General features: G+C 37.7%; 16 protein-coding genes. 10 read left to right on the top strand and 6 right to left on the bottom strand.

All coding sequences use genetic code 11. The features are described from left to right. Window positions 1–24: 24 nt before the first annotated feature. Complete coding sequence (locus CBF35_RS08270; protein ID WP_126780008.1) at window positions 25–1,314, bottom strand: glycoside hydrolase family 125 protein; 1,290 nt, start codon at window positions 1,312–1,314, stop codon at window positions 25–27. A 178-nt stretch (window positions 1,315–1,492) separates the two neighbouring features. Here CBF35_RS08270 and CBF35_RS08265 point away from each other — a divergent pair, with 178 nt between their 5' ends. From CBF35_RS08265 to CBF35_RS08230, 8 genes are all read left to right on the top strand, one after another. Continuing rightward, window positions 1,493–2,545, top strand: a complete 1,053-nt coding sequence (locus tag CBF35_RS08265) for a GntR family transcriptional regulator (RefSeq protein WP_170174755.1) — start codon at window positions 1,493–1,495, stop codon at window positions 2,543–2,545. Window positions 2,546–2,576: 31 nt separating this feature from the next. After that, window positions 2,577–4,778: a GH92 family glycosyl hydrolase gene (locus CBF35_RS08260; protein WP_126780004.1), complete on the top strand. Its 2,202-nt coding sequence runs from the start codon at window positions 2,577–2,579 to the stop codon at window positions 4,776–4,778. Window positions 4,779–5,006: 228 nt separating this feature from the next. Continuing rightward, window positions 5,007–5,888: an ABC transporter permease gene (locus CBF35_RS08255; protein ID WP_126780113.1), complete on the top strand. Its 882-nt coding sequence runs from the start codon at window positions 5,007–5,009 to the stop codon at window positions 5,886–5,888. Between the two features lie 14 nt (window positions 5,889–5,902). Beyond that, complete coding sequence (locus tag CBF35_RS08250) at window positions 5,903–6,823, top strand: carbohydrate ABC transporter permease (protein ID WP_126780002.1); 921 nt, start codon at window positions 5,903–5,905, stop codon at window positions 6,821–6,823. A 31-nt stretch (window positions 6,824–6,854) separates the two neighbouring features. Then, a complete protein-coding gene (locus CBF35_RS08245; protein WP_126779999.1) occupies window positions 6,855–8,300 on the top strand; it encodes an ABC transporter substrate-binding protein in 1,446 nt (481 codons plus the stop codon). Between the two features lie 101 nt (window positions 8,301–8,401). Further along, window positions 8,402–9,049, top strand: a complete 648-nt coding sequence (locus CBF35_RS08240; protein WP_170174754.1) for a YesL family protein — start codon at window positions 8,402–8,404, stop codon at window positions 9,047–9,049. Next, entirely contained in the window at window positions 9,024–10,736 is a 1,713-nt protein-coding gene (locus CBF35_RS08235; protein WP_126779995.1) for a sensor histidine kinase, read from the top strand. Before CBF35_RS08240 ends, CBF35_RS08235 begins: the two co-directional genes overlap by 26 nt. Continuing rightward, on the top strand, window positions 10,726–12,189 hold the full coding sequence (locus tag CBF35_RS08230) for a response regulator transcription factor (RefSeq protein ID WP_126779992.1): 1,464 nt from the start codon (window positions 10,726–10,728) through the stop codon (window positions 12,187–12,189). Before CBF35_RS08235 ends, CBF35_RS08230 begins: the two co-directional genes overlap by 11 nt. A 40-nt stretch (window positions 12,190–12,229) precedes the next feature. Here the strand turns inward: CBF35_RS08230 and CBF35_RS08225 are convergent, their stop codons facing one another. Together CBF35_RS08225 and CBF35_RS08220 are read right to left on the bottom strand one after the other, a co-directional pair. After that, a complete protein-coding gene (locus CBF35_RS08225; RefSeq protein ID WP_483409791.1) occupies window positions 12,230–12,985 on the bottom strand; it encodes an ABC transporter permease subunit in 756 nt (251 codons plus the stop codon). A gap of 29 nt (window positions 12,986–13,014) precedes the next feature. Continuing rightward, window positions 13,015–13,917, bottom strand: a complete 903-nt coding sequence (locus CBF35_RS08220; protein ID WP_126779988.1) for an ABC transporter ATP-binding protein — start codon at window positions 13,915–13,917, stop codon at window positions 13,015–13,017. Window positions 13,918–14,222: 305 nt separating this feature from the next. Between CBF35_RS08220 and CBF35_RS15120 the strand changes: the two genes are divergently transcribed. Next, window positions 14,223–14,306, top strand: a complete 84-nt coding sequence (locus tag CBF35_RS15120) for a putative holin-like toxin (protein WP_228026043.1) — start codon at window positions 14,223–14,225, stop codon at window positions 14,304–14,306. 282 nt (window positions 14,307–14,588) lie between these two features. On the opposite strand, the gene CBF35_RS08215 is transcribed toward CBF35_RS15120, so the two are convergent. The 3 genes from CBF35_RS08215 to CBF35_RS08205 form a co-directional block, all read right to left on the bottom strand. Next, complete coding sequence (locus tag CBF35_RS08215; RefSeq protein WP_126779986.1) at window positions 14,589–15,287, bottom strand: GntR family transcriptional regulator; 699 nt, start codon at window positions 15,285–15,287, stop codon at window positions 14,589–14,591. 63 nt (window positions 15,288–15,350) lie between these two features. After that, complete coding sequence (locus CBF35_RS08210) at window positions 15,351–16,652, bottom strand: PTS sugar transporter subunit IIC (protein WP_126779984.1); 1,302 nt, start codon at window positions 16,650–16,652, stop codon at window positions 15,351–15,353. Window position 16,653: 1 nt separating this feature from the next. Then, window positions 16,654–18,075 carry a glycoside hydrolase family 1 protein gene (locus CBF35_RS08205; protein WP_126779982.1) on the bottom strand — a complete coding sequence of 474 codons (1,422 nt, stop codon included), beginning with the start codon at window positions 18,073–18,075 and terminating at the stop codon, window positions 16,654–16,656. Between the two features lie 241 nt (window positions 18,076–18,316). On the opposite strand from CBF35_RS08205, the gene CBF35_RS08200 reads away from it, so the two are divergent. Beyond that, window positions 18,317–19,372 (top strand): NAD(P)/FAD-dependent oxidoreductase, encoded by a 1,056-nt coding sequence (locus CBF35_RS08200; RefSeq protein ID WP_126779980.1) that lies wholly within the window; start codon window positions 18,317–18,319, stop codon window positions 19,370–19,372.

Raw genomic sequence — 19,372 nt, 5'->3', positions numbered from 1 at the left:
ACTCCTTTTAGTTTAATTTAATCGTTAAGCAGTAATTGTAATATCGTAGTAAGCCATTAATAGCTCACAGAACATCATGTTCGCCCATGAAAACCATTCCCGGGTATAGTTATTAGGATTATTAACGTCAAAGCCTTCGTGCATTAAGCCTGTGCCACCATCGTTCTCAGCTAACATATTTAAGATGGTTTTTTGTTCAGCTTTATTAGTGGCAGTTAGTCCTTGAATAGCTAAAGCAATCGGCCAGACGTAATTTTCTGGAGTATGAGAACTACCAATCCCTTTGGCAAATTCCCCTTCGTAATAATAAGGGTTTTCTGAGCTTAGTAACGTTTGCCGAGTGGCTAGATACGTCTCATCTTCTTTGCTACAGAAGCCTAAGTACGGGGCAGCCATTAAACTTGGCACATTTGAATCATCTTGAATGGAGTAGTTACCTAAACCATCTACTTCATAAGCATAAATGCTCTCGCCCGCTTTGTTAGTGACTTTCGCAAATTCCTCAAGGCCTTCTTGAATGTCAGCTTTTAGTTTTTCAGCTCGTGCGACTAATGCCGGGTCAGGCAGTAAGTCAGTAAAAATTTCTTTAATATAATTTAAGACAACGACTGCGAACATATTAGAAGGAACGAGGTAGCCATATTGACAAACATCGTCACTCGGTCTAAATCCTGACCAAGTCATGCCAGTCTTACCAACTGGGGAACCAAGACCATTACGGGGGAGTGTGTCTTCAACACGAGTAGTGTCACGCTCAAAGGTATAAGGAGACGTTTCATGATCTTGTTCTGTTTCCCACAAGTCAAGAATCTTCATGACACCAGTTTCAAAAGCCTGGTTGAAATGTTCCGTAGCATTGGTTTCTTTATAGAGTAAGTAAGCTAATTGGACAGGGTAGCAAAGAGAATCGATTTCATATTTCCGTTCCCAAATCCAAGGATTCATTTCCGTATCATCTGTTTGATGACCAGCATTATTGGCTGCTTCATTAAAAGCGTTGGCGTAAGGATCAAGATTAATATAGTTAAACTGACGTTTGACTAAGCCACCAATCATCGCTGTTAATTCGGGATCATTTTTAGCAATCGGTAAGTAAGGACGGACTTGGGCAGTCGAGTCACGTAACCACATGGCCGGAATATCGCCAGTTAAGACGAAAGTAGTGCCATCTTCTTGTTTTTTGACAGTTGTTAATAAAGTGTTAGCGAAACAGTTATTAAAAATTTTCGCCCATTTAGGATTTTCACTTTCAGCTTTGGCACTTAGTTCTGCCATAAATTGTGTCACAGATCTTGGGATTTCGTTATAAGTCATAGTATTTTCTCCTTTTAAATGATATATCAACTATTTACATTTTTTATTATATGGTATATCATTAGTTTTGTCTAGCGCTTTCATTCGAAAGTAACCAGTAATTAAGATATCTTTTAAAGTTAATGATATAATGTTGATATATCATTTCAAGAACAAATCAGGAAGGAAGGCGATAAAAATGGCAAAGCAACCACTTTATCAGCAAATATATAATCAATTAAAAGAAGATATTTTAACGAATCAGTTAAAAGAGAATGATCAATTACCAACAGAGCTAGAATTATCAGAAAGTTACCAAGTCAGTCGGATTACTTCGAAGCGTGCCTTAGGGGAGTTAGAAAATGAAGGCTTGATTTACCGGATTCGTGGCAAAGGGAGTTTTGTTAAAGCCCATCAACCAGTTATCCCTAATAGTGAGCAATTAAACTTATTGTTTATTATGCCTTTTCCCCATAATGCCGGCTTCGGGGATTACACTCAAGGGATGATGGATTATTTAGCGACGACGGATTACCGTTTAAAAGTCCAGCCTCATCAATTTTTATCAAACACTGAAATCGCCGAGTTAGCAGCGGAATATGCTGGGATTATTTATTACCCAACGGACAATCGTTCTAACTTAGAATTATTATTCGGTTTACATTTAAATAATATTCCCACAGTTTTATTAGATAAGGAATTTGATTCCCTACCATTTACAACGATTGTTTCTGATAACCAAGCCGGTGGTTGTGAAGCAACAAGCCATTTATTAAACGGTGGCAGTCAAAAAGTAGCTTTTATTAGTACTGAGTCAATTGCTGAAATATCCTCAGTCCGGGAACGGTATTTTGGTTACTTAAAAGGTCTCCATGAAGGGACGAAACAAAGTCCCTGTCATGTTCAAAGTCAGAGCGACGAAGACACTTCAGCCTTTTTAGCCCGGGCAATCACTGACTTCAAAGCTAACAATATTACTGGAATTGTGGCGGAAAATGATATTTTAGCCATTAAGTTAATTAATGCTATGAAGCAACAAGGCTACGAAGTACCAAAAGATTTTGCAGTCGTCGGCTTTGACAATATCCAAGCAGCGAGTTTACTAGAACCGAGTCTAACGACGATTGCTCAAGATTTTAATCAAATGGGAGAACTTGCCGCCCGTCACTTACTGAATCAACTTACAGAAAAAAATAAAACAATTGAAAAAGTCGTTGTGCCAGTGAAATTTATTAAACGCAGCAGCAGTTAAGCTGGCCTCACTTAATCTAGGAGGAATTAAGATGTTACATCTCGAGAATTTACTGAAAATCGATACTCGCCAAGGCACGAATAACCAGCATAGCTACTCAAATGGCAATTGCTTACCTTATACAACTACCCCTTTTGGAATGAATCATTACGTTGTTCAAACGACAGATCAAAAAGGCAGCTGGTTTTTTAATCCTCATGATCGGACCTTTCAAGGGATTCGCTTAACCCATCAACCAAGTCCGTGGATGGGTGATTTTTCTCACTTACTATTTAGTCCGATTGCTGGTGACTTATATGGTTCCAGTTTGTTCCATCAACAAAGTAGTTACCGGACAGAAGAAGCAGTCTTTGCCCCTCATTACTTAAAAGTTAAACAAGAACGTTATCAAATTACGAGTGAATTTACACCAACAACTTATGGTGGCTGTTTACTTAATCATTATGCAGGCAAAGGTCAATCTGGTTTTGTCTTACGCTCAGAAGGGCCTTGTCAGTGGCAAATTGACCCTCAAACGGGAACTCTTAAAGGTTATTTAAGTAATTTTTCAGGTTGTGAAGATCCGGAATTTAAAATGTACGTCAGTTTCACTTTTGATCAAGCCATTGATTCAAGGACGAGTGGCTTCTATCAAGAAGGAGACTTTGTTAAAGGCTTAAAGTTTAACGGAACAGATGGGGCGATTGTTGTTCGTTTTCAAGAGACAAAAGTCATGACTACTCATTTTGCTAGTAGCTTTTTGTCAGCTGAGCAAGCCGACTTAAACCTAGCTCAAATTAAAGCAGCCTCTTTTCAAGAATTGCAACAAGCTGCTGGCGAAACTTGGCTAGAGTATTTGAATCGGATTGAAGTTAGCTCGCGGAATGAAGAGCAAGTCAAAACCTTTTACGGCTGTTTGTATCGAACCTGCTTATTTCCGCAAAAGTTTTATGAAATTAACCAAGCCGGTCAAGCAGAGCATTATGACACTTTAAGCCGGACAATTAAACCAGGTGTGCTCTATACGAACAATGGTTTTTGGGATACGTATAAAACCGTCTATCCATTGTATTCTTTAATTGCCCCGACTGAATACGCAGAGATGTTAACAGGTTTTTTAAATAGCTATCGCAATGCTGGCTTTTTACCAAAATGGTTATCCCCAGATGAACGGGGGCTAATGCCTGGCACCTTGATTGATGCCGTGATTGCTGATGCTGCAGTCAAAGGGATTGCCAGTGAGTTAATGCCAGAACTACTAGAGGCCATGTTAGTAGCAGCCACTACCCAAAGTCCCAATGGCAATTACGGCCGTCGGGGAACGTTAGACTACCTTAAATACGGTTACGTGCCTTTAAGCCATCATGAAAGTGTCAATCATACCTTAGATTACGCTTATAGTGATTACTGTATTGCCCGGGTAGCAGAGACTCTTAACCAAAAGGAACTAAGGAGTCAATATGACAAACAATCCCGGAATTTCTTGAATTTATTCGACCCTCAAACTGGTGCCATGCGTGCCAAAGACATCGAGGGCAACTTCCGTGAAAGCTTTGAATTAGATCGCTGGGGTCTGGACTACGCCGAAGGCTCTTCGTGGCAAAATGGCTTTGCCACTTACCATGATTTTGCTGCTTTAATTAAAGCCTATGGTGGGACAGAGCAGTTTAACCAGAAATTAACAGAATTGTGTAACACGCCACCAACTTACGGAGTGACGGGTTACGGCTATGAAATTCACGAAATGAGTGAAATGGCGGCTGTTGATTTTGGGCAAGTGGCTTTATCTAATCAACCAAGTTTCCATTTGCCTTATCTCTTTAACTACATTGGCAAGCCAAGCACTACTCAAGTGGTAGTTAAACAATTGATGACGGAACTGTTTAATTCAAGTTGGGATGGTTATCCTGGCGATGAAGACAATGGCAGTATGTCGGCGTGGTATATCTTTTCAACCTTAGGCTTTTATCCAGTCTGTCCTGGCAGTGGCGAGTACGTCACTGGTATCCCCTTATTTGATGAAGCCGTTATTCATTTAGGCAATGGCCAACAGTTGACTATTAAGACTCAGGGGAACCATCGCCATGCTAACTTTGTGACTAACATTCAACGTAACAGTGAAGATTATCAGCCACTATTTTTCACTCATGACGACTTGATGACAGGTGGCAAGCTTGACTTCCAATTAGGCTTAGCCCCAACCGAACGAGAGTATACGAATCAGCAAAAACCTGCCTCACTTAGTAGTTATTAAAGTAGAGGTAATTATCGAAACACTTAAAGTTCAGACAACTTCTGACTTTAAGTGTTTTTTTGTAAACCTATACTTTGTCATGAATTATCTATGATTTGTTCATTACTTACAGAACTTAAATTCGTTAAACTAAAGAAGTAGAAAGCGTTTTATTGATTTATAAAAAAGGGGGGAGTGTGTGTGAAGAAAAAACTTCAAAAATATTACCGGCATCGAGCGCTAATTTTTATGGCTTTACCAGGTTTAGTATGGATGATTTTCTTTTTTTACATTCCAGTATTTGGAAATGTTGTGGCATTTAAAGATTTTAAATATTCACCAGATGGCTTTATGGCTAGTTTAATCAATAGCCCATGGGTCGGCTTTGATAATTTTAAATTCTTATTTTCATCATCAAATGCCTACTTAATTACTCGTAACACCGTACTTTATAACATCGGTTTTATTACAATTGGCTTAGTCTGTGCCTTGTTTATTGCCGTCGTGTTAAGTGAAATTCGATCGAAAAAAATGATCAAGATTTATCAAACAGCGATGTTATTACCGTATTTCTTATCATGGGTCATTATTGGCTATTTCGTTTATGCCTTCTTAAGCCCAGATAAAGGCCTAATGAATATTATTATCACAAGTTTTGGTGGTACGGAAATTAATTGGTACAATGAACCGAAGTTTTGGCCGTTAATCTTAATCATCTTAGGTGTTTGGAAAGGTGTCGGCTACAACAGTATCATTTATTTCGCTGCAATTATGGGAATTGATCCTTCCTACTACGAAGCAGCCATGGTTGATGGGGCTAGTAAGTGGCAACAAATTAAAAATGTCACACTGCCACAGTTAATTCCCTTAATTACGATTTTATCAATTTTAGCTGTCGGTAATATTTTTAAAGCCGATTTTGGACTCTTTTATAATGTTACTCGAGACTCAGGCGCTTTATATGAAGTGACTTCAGTTCTTGATACATACATTTATAACGGGCTAGCTAATACTGGTGACATCGGGATGGCTTCAGCCGCAGGACTTTACCAATCAGTCGTCGGTTGTGTCTTATTAGTTTCAACGAATGCAATTGTCCGTAAATTTGATGATTCATCGGCATTATTCTAAAAGGAGGAGAGAATTTGAAACAAAAGAAAAAAATCAAACAAGTAAATATTCGCTCCTTTGGTAAAAAAGCCGATTTCTTTTTCAATTTGATTGTCGGACTGTTTGCCATATCGTGTATATTTCCCTTTATTTTTGTTATTATCATTTCATTGACAAGTGAAAACTCTTTGTTAATTAATGGCTACTCATTATGGCCGACGGAGTGGAGTTTAGATGGTTATCGCTATTTAGCTGAATTAAAAGGCCAGCTCTTGCAATCACTCTTAGTGACAGTGACAGTAACGGTTTTTGGAACCTTAATTAACACGACCTTCACTTCAACTTACGCTTATGCTATTTCTCGACCAGACTTTGTCTTACGTAAATTTTTTACGATTGCTTGTCTGATTACAATGTTATTTAGTCCCGGAATGGTGGCAAACTATATTGTTATGACTTCCTTACTAGGGTTAAAAGACACGATTTGGGCTTTGATCTTACCGATGGCAATTAGTCCTTTCAATATTATTGTCATGCGAACGTTCTTTAAACGGACGGTGCCAGATGCTATTATAGAATCAGCCCGGATTGACGGTGCCAGTGAAATGCGGATTTTCAGGCAAATCGTCTTACCCTTAGCAGTGCCTGGGATTGCAACAATTAGTTTATTTGCTGCCTTAGGTTTCTGGAATGACTGGTTCAATGCCTTACTTTATATTCAAAATGAACGGTTAGTCCCGTTACAATATTTATTAATGAAGATCCAATCAAACATCGACTATATGTCGCAAAATGCTAATATGGGAAGCATGCTTAGTGAAGGGGCCTCAGCCATACCGAAGGAGGCAACGCGGATGGCTTTAGTCGTTATTTCCACGTTACCGATTGCCTTAAGCTATCCTTTCTTCCAAAAACATTTTGTTAGTGGTTTGACTATTGGTGGCGTGAAAGAATAAAAACTGATTAAACTAAAAAAGGAGTTTTATCATGAAAAATTGGAAAAAAGTCTTAATGGTTTCAACAGCTTTATTATTAACAGTCGGTTTAGCAGCCTGTGGCAAGAAAGAAAAAGCCACAGATGAGGTACCAACTTTATTAATGTACCAAATTGGTGACAAACCAGAGAACTACGATCAATTAATGGAAATTGCTAATAAACAAATTGAAGAAAAAGTTGGCGTTAAATTAAACATGCAATACATTGGTTGGGGTGACTACGATCAAAAAATGTCAGTCATCGTCTCTTCTGGGGAAAACTACGACATTGCTTTAGCGAAAAACTATGTCACTAATGCTCAAAAAGGAGCCTATGCGGATTTAACAGAATTAATGCCGAAACATGCCAAAGCCGCTTATGACATGTTAGACGAAGCTTATATTCAAGGGAACACAATTAATGATAAATTATATGCCTTCCCAGTCAATGCGAATATTTTCGCTCAACAAATGATTACTTTTAATAAACAGTTCTTAGATAAATATGACTTAGACATTAGTAAAGTTGAAAATTATGAAGACTTAGAGCCTTTATTAAGTGTCATTAAAGAAAAAGAACCAACTGTGATGCCCTTGTCAGCTGGCAAAGGCTTCAGAGTTGAACGTGATTTTGATTACGTCTTAGAAAATGGCCTACCCTTCGCCGTTGATTTGAAAGGCGACCCAGAAAAAATTGTCAATCAGTTTGATGTGGAGTCTCATAAAGCTGGTTTAAGAACGATGCACAAATATTACGAAGCAGGCTATGTTGCTAAAGATGCGTCAACAAGTAATACGGAATACCCCTTAGATAGTGCTACTTGGTTTGCTCGTCAAGAAACTCAAGGACCATACGATTATGGCGACACTATTTTAACAATGGCTGCTAACCAAGAGTTAGTCTCTAAAGCGATTACTGAACCTTTAAAAGCGACAGCTAATACTCAAATGGCTAGCTTTGTCGTTTCAAGTAGCTCAAAAAATGTTGAAAAATCAGTTGAACTATTAGGTTTATTAAACTCTGATCCTGAATTGTTAAATGGTTTAATTTACGGTATTGAAGGAGAAGCTTGGGAAAAAGTCGGTGACAATCGAGTGAAATTATTAGATGGTTACGGACCGAACAAACATATGGCAGCTTGGAATACAGCTAACAATGCCATTATTTATGTCCAAGAATCCATTACTGATGAGATGATTGCGGAACGTGACCGCTCAATTGCCGAAGCGACAGCTTCACCAATCTTAGGCTTTATCTTCGAAACAGACACTGTAAAAGCGGAAATTAGTAACTTAAACAACGTCATGAGCCAATACTTAGATGGTTTAAATACTGGTACTCTAGATCCTGATCAAGCAATTCCAGAAATGAACGCTAAATTAAAAACAGCAGGTTACGAAAAAGTCTTAACAGAGATGCAAAAACAATACGATGCTTTTAGAGCAGCACAAAAATAAAAACAAAGGGGCCCGCTGACACTGTCACGGCCCCATATTTTTTAAGCTTAGCGCAGAGACTGTGTTAAACTATAAAGGCAGAGATAAGGAGAATGACGGAAATGGTTGGACAAATGTTTGAAACGTTTTTTATACGCTGTTATGTCTTAGTAAAATTAAATCTCTATTTTTGGGGTTTAACATTAATTGGTGGGGTTCTTGCCGGCATTGGCCCAGCCTTATTAACAATTAATCAACTTTTTGCCACTTACGAATGGGCTTATGATCAGTTAACAGTCAAAGCCGCTTGGCAAATTTACAAAGAAAATTTCAAAAGAGGCAATGCCATCTTTTATTTATTTCTAGTAGCTTTTAGTATTGTCGGCTATAATTTATTTATTGCTGTCCAACTGAAAGGGCCATTTTTCTTCGGACTCGTCTTTATTTTAGGTTTTGCCTTACTCTTTTTAACGATTAGTTTTAATTTTTTCTTACAGCTAAATAGTCACTTTGACACAAGTTTCCGAGAACTCTTAAAATTAGCAACAATTACTTTTTTTACTAACTTCTTTTTAGTCTTAAAAGTTCTTGGTGGTCTATTAGTAATTGGTCTGTTAACTTACCGATTCCCAGGCTTAATTTTATTTGCAACGATTGCCTTGACTCAAGTGACAATCAGTTTTTTCTTAAAAGGCTGGTTCAGTAAAATTAATGAGAACTTAGCGATAACGGAAGGTGATTTTAGTGAAGAAACAACTGAATTTAATTGATACTTTATTAAGAACTTACGCGGTAGTGATGATTTTAATCATCACTCTTTTTACGTTTTTAGTCGGTTACTCGACCTTTCAACAATTTGCCCGGGATGCCAACCGTGAAAACGAACAAACAGCCCGTTTACTAACAGAAACTTTAACAAATGCTGAAAATCAAGCCAGTCAAATTGTTCATGAATTAGCTAGTAAAAAAGAAGACATTAGCAACCTTCAAGAATACTTTGATCAAGACCATCAAAGTTATTTAGAAACAACGTTAAAAAGGCAGGGCGACCAACGTTACTGGCCCCAAATGATTAGTCAACTCTACCAGCAACAAAAGGACATCGGTGGGATTGGTGCTAGTCTGAATAGTTACGACCAAGTCTTTTATTCTGACAAAGTAAAAAAAGGTGGCATGAAGCTAAAAAAGTTTCCTAAAAATACGAATCAATTGATGATTTCTCGACCAATCATTGAAGCTGAAAGCCTCCAACATTCAGGGGTCTTTTATTTCTTTATCGATCAAGATAAAATTGCTAGCTTACTAGAAGATAATAATAGTACTCGCAATCAAGAAGTGATGATTTTTTCAGCTACAAATCAGCCAATCTATCATTATCGCGGCAGTGGTAAAACTAATTCTGAAGGTGGCTTACTAGTTAACCAAGATTTACAAAAAGCGCAAAAATTAAAAGACGAAAAAATCTTTAAAAAGTATTACACAACGGAAGTAAAAACGAGTGGTGAACTATCGATTGTGACCTTAACGTCAAAAAAAGCCGTTTATCAAGAAGCTTTTAGTAATTATGCTTGGATTTTAATTGGTAGCTTGTTGCTAGATGGAATTTTATTAGTTATTTTATTCAGAACCTTTGGCGGTTACAGTAAGCAAGTCGAAGATGTGCTAGAGTCCATGCACTTAGTTGCTGAAGGGGATTTAGACGTGCGAATTACCGAGGAAAACAAACGGCGGGAAATTAAAGAAATCGCCACAGGTGTTAATCAAATGTTAGACAGTATTAACCAATACGTTAAAGACATTTATTTATTAGAAATTAAACAACAAGACGCCCATATGAAAGCCTTACAATCCCAAATTAACCCGCACTTTTTATATAATACACTAGAATATATTCGGATGTACGCGGTGAGTGAAGGAGTCAACGAATTAGCAGATGTGGTTTATGCCTTTGCTAGTTTGCTACGTAATAACACCACTCAAGAAAAAGTTGTGAGTTTAAATAAAGAACTAGAATTTTGTGAAAAATACGTTTATCTCTATCAAATGCGTTACCCTGATCGAGTGGCTTATCATTTTACAATTGCTGAGGAACTCCTTGATGTGATGATTCCCAAATTCTTAATTCAGCCAGTAGTAGAAAATTACTTCGTTCATGGAATTGATTTTACCCGTCTCGATAATGCCTTAAGCGTTAAAGTCTATCAAGAACAAGAGCGGGTAGTGATTGATGTGATTGACAATGGCCGGGGGCTGACAGATCAGCAGTTAATAACTTTGAATCAAGAATTAGCAAAGCAAGAACTGGGCAAAGAGCTTGGTCACTCAGTTGGTTTAGCTAATGTTCAGCAACGCTTAAAATTAGTTTTTGGGGAAAGTAGCCAAATGAGGGTCTTTCATTCTGAAGCTAAAGGGTTAGTCGTTAGATTAAGTTTTGAGGAGGGGCAAGATGGTTTATAACGCATTGTTAGTAGATGATGAATATATGATTCTAAGTGGTCTACAAAAAATTATCGATTGGTCCGAGTATCACATTGAAATTGTTGGGACAGCTGCTAATGGCCAAGCTGCCTTAGAATTTCTGGAAAATCAGCCTGTTGATATTGTGATTACAGATGTGACAATGCCAATTATGTCAGGCATTGAATTTGTTAAAGAAGCCAAAAAGCGGAAGTATGACTTTCATTTTATTGTCTTATCAGGCTATGAAGAGTTTGATTATGTCAGAGAAAGTCTCGTTTTAGGAGCAGAAAATTATTTGTTAAAACCGATTAATAAAGAGGAATTGAGCCACAACTTAAAATGTATCACAGAAAAATTAGCAGCAGAAGTAGTCAAAGTTGAAAAAGAGCAGTTGTTTTTTATGAGTGTCTTGGAAAAATGGCTAACTGGTGAGCTAGAGCAGGTGGAATTAGCTCGTTGGTTAGAAGAGTGGGGCTATCAAAAGCAAGGGAACTACTATCAAGTCTTGATCGTTACTGGTGAAAGCCAAGTTAAAGAGAGCTTGAAAACAATCTTTAAAGAGTATCAGCAACCACTGCTGCTAGTTAAAGACGAGGAATTGATTTTGATTTTTAATGGCTCTCTGCAACAAAGCCAATTAATGTTACGGAAAATTCGGGAAGAACTTAACGGATCGAGTCACGATTTAGCTTTAGGTGAAATTGTCCAAGGGAGTAGCCAAGTTCCGAGTAGTTATGAACACGCTCAAGACTTTTTGGCCTTAATAAATTTTTATCAAAATGATGAAGAACTTGCTAGCCAAATCAAAGCTGATAACTCCCAACTAGTCAGTCAAGGCTTTGCTTATTCTTTTACTGAATTTCAAGAAGTGTTAGCTTTAGGACAGCTAATTGATATCAAAAAAGAAATCAATCATTTATTCAAGGAAATGTCTCAAGTAGGCTTAGCGCCCCAAAATGTCACACCGATTATTTTCTTTATTTTGACGGACGTTCTTCGACGTTTTAAGCAAGAAGAGACTTTAGACCATCAAGGCTTATTAGCAGAAATTGCTGAAGAAATTGATTTTCATAGTTTGAAAAAATTGGTTCATCAAAAGCTTAGTAGCCTGGAAAATGAGCAACAGCGAGTAGCCGTTAGTAGTAATGTCCAAAAAGTCTTAGAAATTATTCACCAAGAAGTTCAAAAGGATTTAAGTCTTAAAGAAGTCAGTGAACGACTACACTTGAATGCTATGTATTTAGGTCAATTATTCAAAAAAGAGATGGGTGTCAGTTTTTCAAAATACTTGAATGAATACCGCATCACGAAAGCCAAAGAATTATTAACTCATAGCGAGTTAAACATTAACGAGATTAGCGCCCAAGTAGGCTATACTAGCTCTGGTTATTTTTATAAAAACTTTAAAAAAATGACCGGCCAATCGCCTAAGGAATATCGACAAATTTAAGTAGAAAGCAAAAAATCTGTGACAGATGTCACAGATTTTTTTATAAAGGTAAATTTCGTTTAGCAAAGATAAAACCGCCAAGGGTATAACTGCTAAAAGCGAGTAAATACAAGAGACCAACTAACCAGAAAGCTAGGGCTTGCCCATTTAAAAGCTCATCAGGAGAAAAAAGGCTCAAAAAGCTTAAGTATTTTAAGTTAGCAAACTTCTCTCCTTGATTAGCAATCATTTGCATTAAGAAGGCCCAAACAACAAGGCCGATACTCCAGCTATAAGAGTATTTGGTGTCGTTGAAACAACAAGAAATTAAGAAGCTAAAGCCATTGATAAAGAGGTGTAAACCTAACAGCCCAATTATCAAGTAGGCGAATTTTTGACCCTTTAATTGCCCGGGAAAGGTCCAGTGGCAATAAATCAAGGTTACTAAACCAATGCTAGCAATTAGGAGAAATAAAGCTGTCACAGCGACTAAGATTTGGCTGCGAATGATTTTCCAGCGTGAATTAGGGCTAGCTAGCAAATAAGCCATCGAACCATCTGAGACATATTTAGCAATTAAGCGATTTGCTAAGACTAAAGAAAAAATCAATGGAAAAATCACTAAAATATAGCCAAAAAGGTATGAGCTAATGTAATGAATTAAATCAGCTGTGCCAGCTCCTTTGAGATTAAAGGCTGCCATAACTTCTGGCATGGCTTTTTCAAGGTCGGCTAAGACACTGCCTAAGTTAGGATCAAACATTGATAAAATAATCGTCGTATACATTGTTAAAATTAGTAAAAAGACGATCAGCAGTAGCCAAGTTCGTGAGAGTTCATGTTTAATTAAAGGCCAACTAATAATTTATTTTCACCTCCGTAAAAGTGCATAAATAAGTCTTCTAAATGTTGTTCTTGAATAGCTAATTGATTGATTTTAAAGTGACTAAGCTCTTTAATTAAAGGATCAACAGCCCCTTGGAGAGTCAGACTAACTTGAGTTGGCGAAAGCTGTTGGCTCCCTTCGTGATTGGCTAGGAAGCTGTTGGCTTCTTGGGATTCTTGAAAAGTAATCGTAAACTGTTGTTGTTTTTGGGCTTTAAGGGCTTGAATATCTTCAACCGCTACTAAGTGACCTTTTCGTAAAATAATCGCTTGATCACAAGTTCGCTCGATTTCTTCAAAAAGATGGGAAGACATTAAAATCGTCCGACCTTTGGCTTTTTCTTCAGCAATTAATTGTAGGAACTTATTTTGCATTAAAGGGTCTAACCCACTAGTCGGTTCATCTAAAATGATTAATTCGTAGTCCCCCATAAAAGCACAAACTAGACCGACTTTTTGTTTCATCCCTTTCGACATTTTGCTGATTTTAGTTTTAGCTGATAATTCGAAATACGCTAATAGTTCGTGGGCTCGTGTCATATCAGGCAAACCGTTAAGTTCGCTGACTAATTTAATAAAATCATAACCGGTCAAATTAGGAATAAAAGCCGGCTCACCAGGCAAGTAACCGACTCGCTGTTGAATCTTAGCTGTATCAGTAAAAGGATCTAAGCCAAAGACTTGGCATTCGCCAGAGTCTGGTTTAGCAAAACCGAGTAATTGCCGAATCGTAGTTGTTTTACCAGCCCCATTAGGTCCTAAAAAGCCCATGACTTGGCCTTTTTCCACATTGAAGGATAAATTAAAGACTCCTTGTTGTTGCCCATAGTCGACAGTTAAGTCTTTCACAGTAATAATGGCCATCAGTAACCTCCTTAAATATGTCTTTCTGTTTATAGACTTTATCTTACTCCAAGGGACTGATTAAAGCTAGTTAAGATAAAAACTGTCATTTTTTTCATATTTTGAAGTAGAATGTAACATGTTTTATCGTCTTTTTATCTAGCGAATCGGTCAGTATTTAAATACTAAAAAAGCCGTTCAACTATTTTTTGAAGGGAGGAGCTTATGTTATACTAGTAGCGTAGAAAAGTGAAAAGATGGTGGCTAATCTCTTGAAAAAGGGGTGATGCCTATGATTATAGATGTGACTCCTAGAAAGGAATAACATGTCAGTATACGAAGCACTGACGTTGGCAGTTAGTTTTGCCATGTTGGTGATTGTTATATTGAAATTTAATCAAAAAAAATAACCATCTAATCCACTTTGGCGAGTAATTAGATGGTTAAAACTATTTAAACAAAAGCTACCGTCTTTTTAACGGTTCTACATAAGGGAGATATGATTGTGCATATCTCTCTTCTCATTTTTTATTATATCACAATCCTCATTGCAAGTATACTTGTAATGGGGGTTATTGCCTTTATCAAAGTATCCTTAAAAAAGATATGGATGTCGGCGCCACAGAAAAAACACCTCCGTTAAATTCATTTCCCATGAATTCAACGAGGGTGTTTTTGAGTTGTCTCAACTGTTATTTTGTCGCTGTTGTGAAGAGTTCGGCTAACTGATAATTATGGAAAACCGTGGAACTGTTAAAAAGTTCCCCATTAGATAAGTAAACTTTCTCTCTAATCATCAGACTAGGATCTCCCACAGCTTGCTGAAAAATCAGGGCTTCTGAGGAAGTCAGTTTAGTTGCCGAAATGTACTTATCAGCAAAGCCAATTTTCAATTTTAAATCATCTTCAATGTAATTATAAATGGAGCTTTCAGCGATTTCTTTACCAATATAAGGAATGACTTCCTTGTTAAAGTAACTATACTCAATCGTATAAGGCTGATCATCGACGTAACGAATGCGTTTAATATCGTAGACTAAGCTGCCAACGTCAATTTTTAAAGCAGCGGCAATTTCCGTAGTAGCTTCGATTAAGTCTAAAGAGATGACTTTCGTTTTAATCTTGTGATCAGCAAATTCAGCAGAGATTCCCCGAATTTTACTAGCATTAATCGTATTATCGTGTTCCATTTCTCGAATATACACGCCACTACCTTGAATGCGATACAAAATTCCAAGTTCAGCTAATAAATCAATGGCTTTGCGAATCGTGTTCCGACTGACTTCAAACTCATTCATTAAGGCATCTTCAATTGGTAGCTTCATGTCTGGATAAGAGCCAGCGATGATTTGTTGTTTTAAAACTTCAGCTATTTGTTTGTACTTAGCCATACGTATCGCCTCCCAGATAATAGTATAACGAGTTATTCAGAAATAAACCAGTCAAAAATTGAATTAAGAAGCACTTTCGTCGATGACGTATTGAGAATCTAATTTTTTCAAGAATGGTAAGTAAATCGCTGTTGAAGCAGCTAAGATTAATAATTGGATGACCATTCCTTGCCAACCAGATAGAATAAAGCCTGAAATCAAGGGTGGTGTAGTCCATGGCACGTTAACTGCTGTGAAAGGTGCTAAGAAACCTGAAACCACAGCAAAGTAAGTAATTAAGACACCTACCATTGGCACAGCTACGAAAGGTACTAACATTAATGGGTTAAAGACGATTGGTAAACCGTAAATAATTGGTTCGTTAATATTGAATAAACTTGATGTTAAGGAAAGTTTTGAAATTTCTTTAATTCGTGAAGACTTAGCCACTAGCAGTGCAGCTAAAAGCAGACCTAAAGTAATTCCTTGACCACCGAATTTAACGTAAATATCAATTAATTGAATCGTCATGACTTTCGCATTTTCACCGACAACTAGTTCTTGACCAGCTTTTAAAACATCAGTATTTGCTAAGGCATTTGCGGTTAAGATTGGTCCCATAATACCCATAACGATGTTTGGTCCGTGAATCCCCGCCCAGAAAAGAATCGACATTAAGAAAGTAATGAATAATCCACCAGCTAAAGTATCAGAAACGTTTTGTAATGGGATTTGTAAGACTTTAAAAATTAATTCAGTTAATGAAACATCAGCAAAACGGTTAGTTAAAACGAAAATAATCATAGAACCAGCCATAATCACAAAACCAGGAATCAAAGCTGAGAAAGCCCGAGACACACCTGGTGGCACAGTATCTGGCATTTTAATTGTAATGTTGCGTTTAATGAAGAAGGTGAAGATTTTAGCAACAAAGACTCCGACTAGAATCGCAGTGATGACACCGTTACCGCCAGTCCAACCTTTTGGAATCACCCCGCCAATCACTTCGCCAGCTTCAGAAGTGACAAAAGAATCAGTTAAAATAATAAAAGAAACAAGGGCTAACACAGATGAAGAAATCGCATCGACACCTTCATTTTTAGCGTAAACATAAGCAATTCCGATAACAGCGACTAAGGCTAAAATATCAAAAGTCGCACCAGAGACTTGATCTAAAGGCACTTGCCAGTTGGCACCGAATAAGTTAGTCATCCATGTTCCCCATTGGGGTAGGGGGAAGTTAGCGATCAGTAAGAAAATCGAACCTACTAAAGTGACAGGCATAATCAATAAGAAGCCGTCTTTAACAGCAACCATTGATTTAGTATTAACAACTTTCATAAAGCCATTTAAAACTTTTTCAAAAAAACCTTTGATTTTTTCCATCTTAATTCTCCTTTATAGTTAAACTTTGACCACGAGAGGCAATGACTTCTTGATACCAATAAAATGACGCTTTTTTCTGACGCGCTAAGTTATTTTGATGATCAACGTAAACAAACCCGTATTGTTTCTGGTAACCATTTAACCAACTTAATAAATCAATAAATGACCAAGCGAAGTAACCACGAATATCGAGACCTGCTTGAATCCCAGCTTCCAAACCACGTAAATGAGCAGCGATGTAATCAATTCTTGGGGTATCGAGAACTTTGCCATCAACGATTGGGTCTAAGTCGCCTAAACCATTTTCCGTAATGTAGAAGGGGATTTTGCCATAACGCTCTTTTAAGCTGTGAAGACCATCAATTAAAGCGGATGGGGAAATTTCCCAGCCCCATTTAGTGTACTCTTTATCGGTCATTTTCACGGTTTGAACTTTGCCGTCATAAGAACGACCACCAGCTTCACCTGTGCTCGCTGCCCGTGAGCGTTCCCCTAATTTTGTTTCTGCAACGGCTTTAATCCGTTGAGGGGCATAGTAGTTAATACCAATGAAGTCATTTAATGGTGCGACAGCTTCCATTAAAGCTTGCTCTTCAGCCGTGTACTCAAACATCAGATCTTCCTCTTCTAAAATTGCTAACATTTTAGCTGGGTAAGTTCCTTTTAGAATTGGATCATAAAATAAGTGCGTATCTGTTAAGTTTGCGTGAGCTGCAGCAGCGATGTTTTCAGGGGACTCATCAATCGAAAAAGCTGGACTGAAGACATGAGTAATCCCAATGTCACCATATTCTTTTAACTCATTTTTATAAATATTTACGACCCGTGCATGAGTTAAGAAAACATTGTGTAAAGCTTGGTAATACTCTTTAAAATGATTGACCTTACCTGGTGGGTGAGCTCCTAGCACATAGCCGTGGCGTACAAAAATCACGGTTTCGTTAAAAGTAATCCAGTGTTTGACTCGGTCACCAAATGCTTTAAAGCAAACTTCAGCGTATTGCTCAAAAGCTTTTAACGTTCGCTGAGCTAACCAGCCACCGGCATTTTCTAAAGTCAGTGGTAGATCCCAGTGATATAAAGTAACAAAGGGGACAATTCCATGAGCTAAACACTCATCAATAATAGCATTATAAAAATCTAGTCCTTTTTGATTCACTGTCCCGTCACCATTTGGTAAAATTCGCGCCCAAGAAATTGAGAAGCGGTAAGACTCTAGGCCTTGTTCAGCCATTAAAGCGATGTCTTCTTTGTAGCGGTGGTAATGATCAACAGCCACATCACCATTTGTCCCTTCAAAGGTTTTACCCGGAATCTTTGAAAAGTGATCCCAGTTAGTTTCACCTTTGCCATCTTGGTCCCAAGCGCCTTCCACTTGGTAGGAAGCTGTGGCGGCACCAAATAAAAAATTCTGATTAAACATGAACACACTCCTTCTTAATGATTTAAATTCATACCTATGAATATTATTAGTATACATGACTCTCGGTTAGAAGTAAATCATCCGTTAGCTTTTAATCGATTGAAAGGTTTTCCCGGAACGAATAATCGCCAAATGAAGACTTGTGGAAAGTTTCACTAAAAGGATTGTAATTTAAGGAAAACTTCGTTATAATTTCAATTGATAATGATTCTCATTCTCAAAAAGTTTAGAGGAGGAAAGCATGACTGAAAGTAACGTATTTGATGTAACAATTATTGGTGCTGGGCCAGCTGGTCTTTTTAGCACTTTTTATAGCGGTCTTCGAGAAATGAAGACTAAGGTAATCGAAAGCAGTCAACAACTAGGTGGCAAACTAAATGTTTATACGGAAAAGATGGTCTGGGATATCGGTGGGGTGCCGCCAAGTCCTGCTGGCAAAATTATTGATGATTTAGTTGCCCAAGCAAAAGTCTTTGAGCCGACGATTATCACTGGTGAAAAGGTGATCAAAATAGACCGGAACGCAGAAAATGTATTTGTTTTAACAACAGATACTGGTCAAACCCATTTTTCTAAAGCCATTATTTTAGCTACTGGTTACGGAGTTTTAAAACCGAATAAATTAACTATCCAAGGGGCGGAGACATACGAATTAACTAATTTACAGTACACGGTGCAAAAACCTCAGAGCATGAAAGATAAAGTAGTGATGATTTCCGGCGGTGGTGATTCAGCTGTAGATTGGGCAAATATTTTAGAACCAATTGCAAAAAAAGTTTACTTAGTCTATCGCCAAGGGGAGTTAAAAAGTCACGAAGCGGAAATCACGAAGCTGATGAATAGTTCTGTGACTTGCCATTTAAATACGACTATCGAAAAACTCGTAGCTGATGAAAGTCAAACTCGGATTAAAGAAGTGGTCTTAACTAATAGTCAAGGGGGCAGTCTAAACATCCCAGTTGACGAGATGGTGATCAATCACGGCTTTGAAAGTGAGAACACGTTATTTGAAAATAATACAGTTGGTTTGGAATTACATGATGAGTATTACGTTTTAACTAATAGCCAGTCAGCCTCAGCAGTTCCGGGAGTTTTTGCTGCAGGAGACGTGGTGATGCATGATGCTAAGTTGCATCTGATTGCTGGGGCTTTTCAAGATGCTGTGAATGCTGTCAATCAAGCGAAAAGCTATGTTGATCCCACGGCTTTTAATCGGGGACGGGTATCTTCCCACAATGATAAATTCACAGAAAAAAATCAAGACTTGATTCAACAATTTTTTGTTGAAGGCAAATAG

The organism is Vagococcus salmoninarum (genome assembly GCF_003987495.1).
In the GTDB taxonomy this organism is placed as follows: Bacteria; Bacillota; Bacilli; order Lactobacillales; family Vagococcaceae; genus Vagococcus_D; species Vagococcus_D salmoninarum.
The sequence above is the reverse complement of the archived record's forward strand: the minus strand, read 5'-3'. Positions and strand labels throughout refer to the sequence as shown.

Excerpts from the sequence above, each read along its gene's own strand:
- CBF35_RS08270 (WP_126780008.1), bottom strand. The coding sequence starts at position 1,314 with ATGACTTATAACGAAATCCCAAGATCTGTGACACAATTTATGGCAGAA.
- CBF35_RS08265 (WP_170174755.1), top strand. The coding sequence starts at position 1,493 with ATGGCAAAGCAACCACTTTATCAGCAAATATATAATCAATTAAAAGAA.
- CBF35_RS08260 (WP_126780004.1), top strand. The coding sequence starts at position 2,577 with ATGTTACATCTCGAGAATTTACTGAAAATCGATACTCGCCAAGGCACG.
- CBF35_RS08255 (WP_126780113.1), top strand. The coding sequence starts at position 5,007 with ATGGCTTTACCAGGTTTAGTATGGATGATTTTCTTTTTTTACATTCCA.
- CBF35_RS08245 (WP_126779999.1), top strand. The coding sequence starts at position 6,855 with ATGAAAAATTGGAAAAAAGTCTTAATGGTTTCAACAGCTTTATTATTA.
- CBF35_RS08240 (WP_170174754.1), top strand. The coding sequence starts at position 8,402 with ATGGTTGGACAAATGTTTGAAACGTTTTTTATACGCTGTTATGTCTTA.
- CBF35_RS08230 (WP_126779992.1), top strand. The coding sequence starts at position 10,726 with ATGGTTTATAACGCATTGTTAGTAGATGATGAATATATGATTCTAAGT.
- CBF35_RS08220 (WP_126779988.1), bottom strand. The coding sequence starts at position 13,917 with ATGGCCATTATTACTGTGAAAGACTTAACTGTCGACTATGGGCAACAA.
- CBF35_RS15120 (WP_228026043.1), top strand. The coding sequence starts at position 14,223 with ATGTCAGTATACGAAGCACTGACGTTGGCAGTTAGTTTTGCCATGTTG.
- CBF35_RS08215 (WP_126779986.1), bottom strand. The coding sequence starts at position 15,287 with ATGGCTAAGTACAAACAAATAGCTGAAGTTTTAAAACAACAAATCATC.
- CBF35_RS08210 (WP_126779984.1), bottom strand. The coding sequence starts at position 16,652 with ATGGAAAAAATCAAAGGTTTTTTTGAAAAAGTTTTAAATGGCTTTATG.
- CBF35_RS08205 (WP_126779982.1), bottom strand. The coding sequence starts at position 18,075 with ATGTTTAATCAGAATTTTTTATTTGGTGCCGCCACAGCTTCCTACCAA.
- CBF35_RS08200 (WP_126779980.1), top strand. The coding sequence starts at position 18,317 with ATGACTGAAAGTAACGTATTTGATGTAACAATTATTGGTGCTGGGCCA.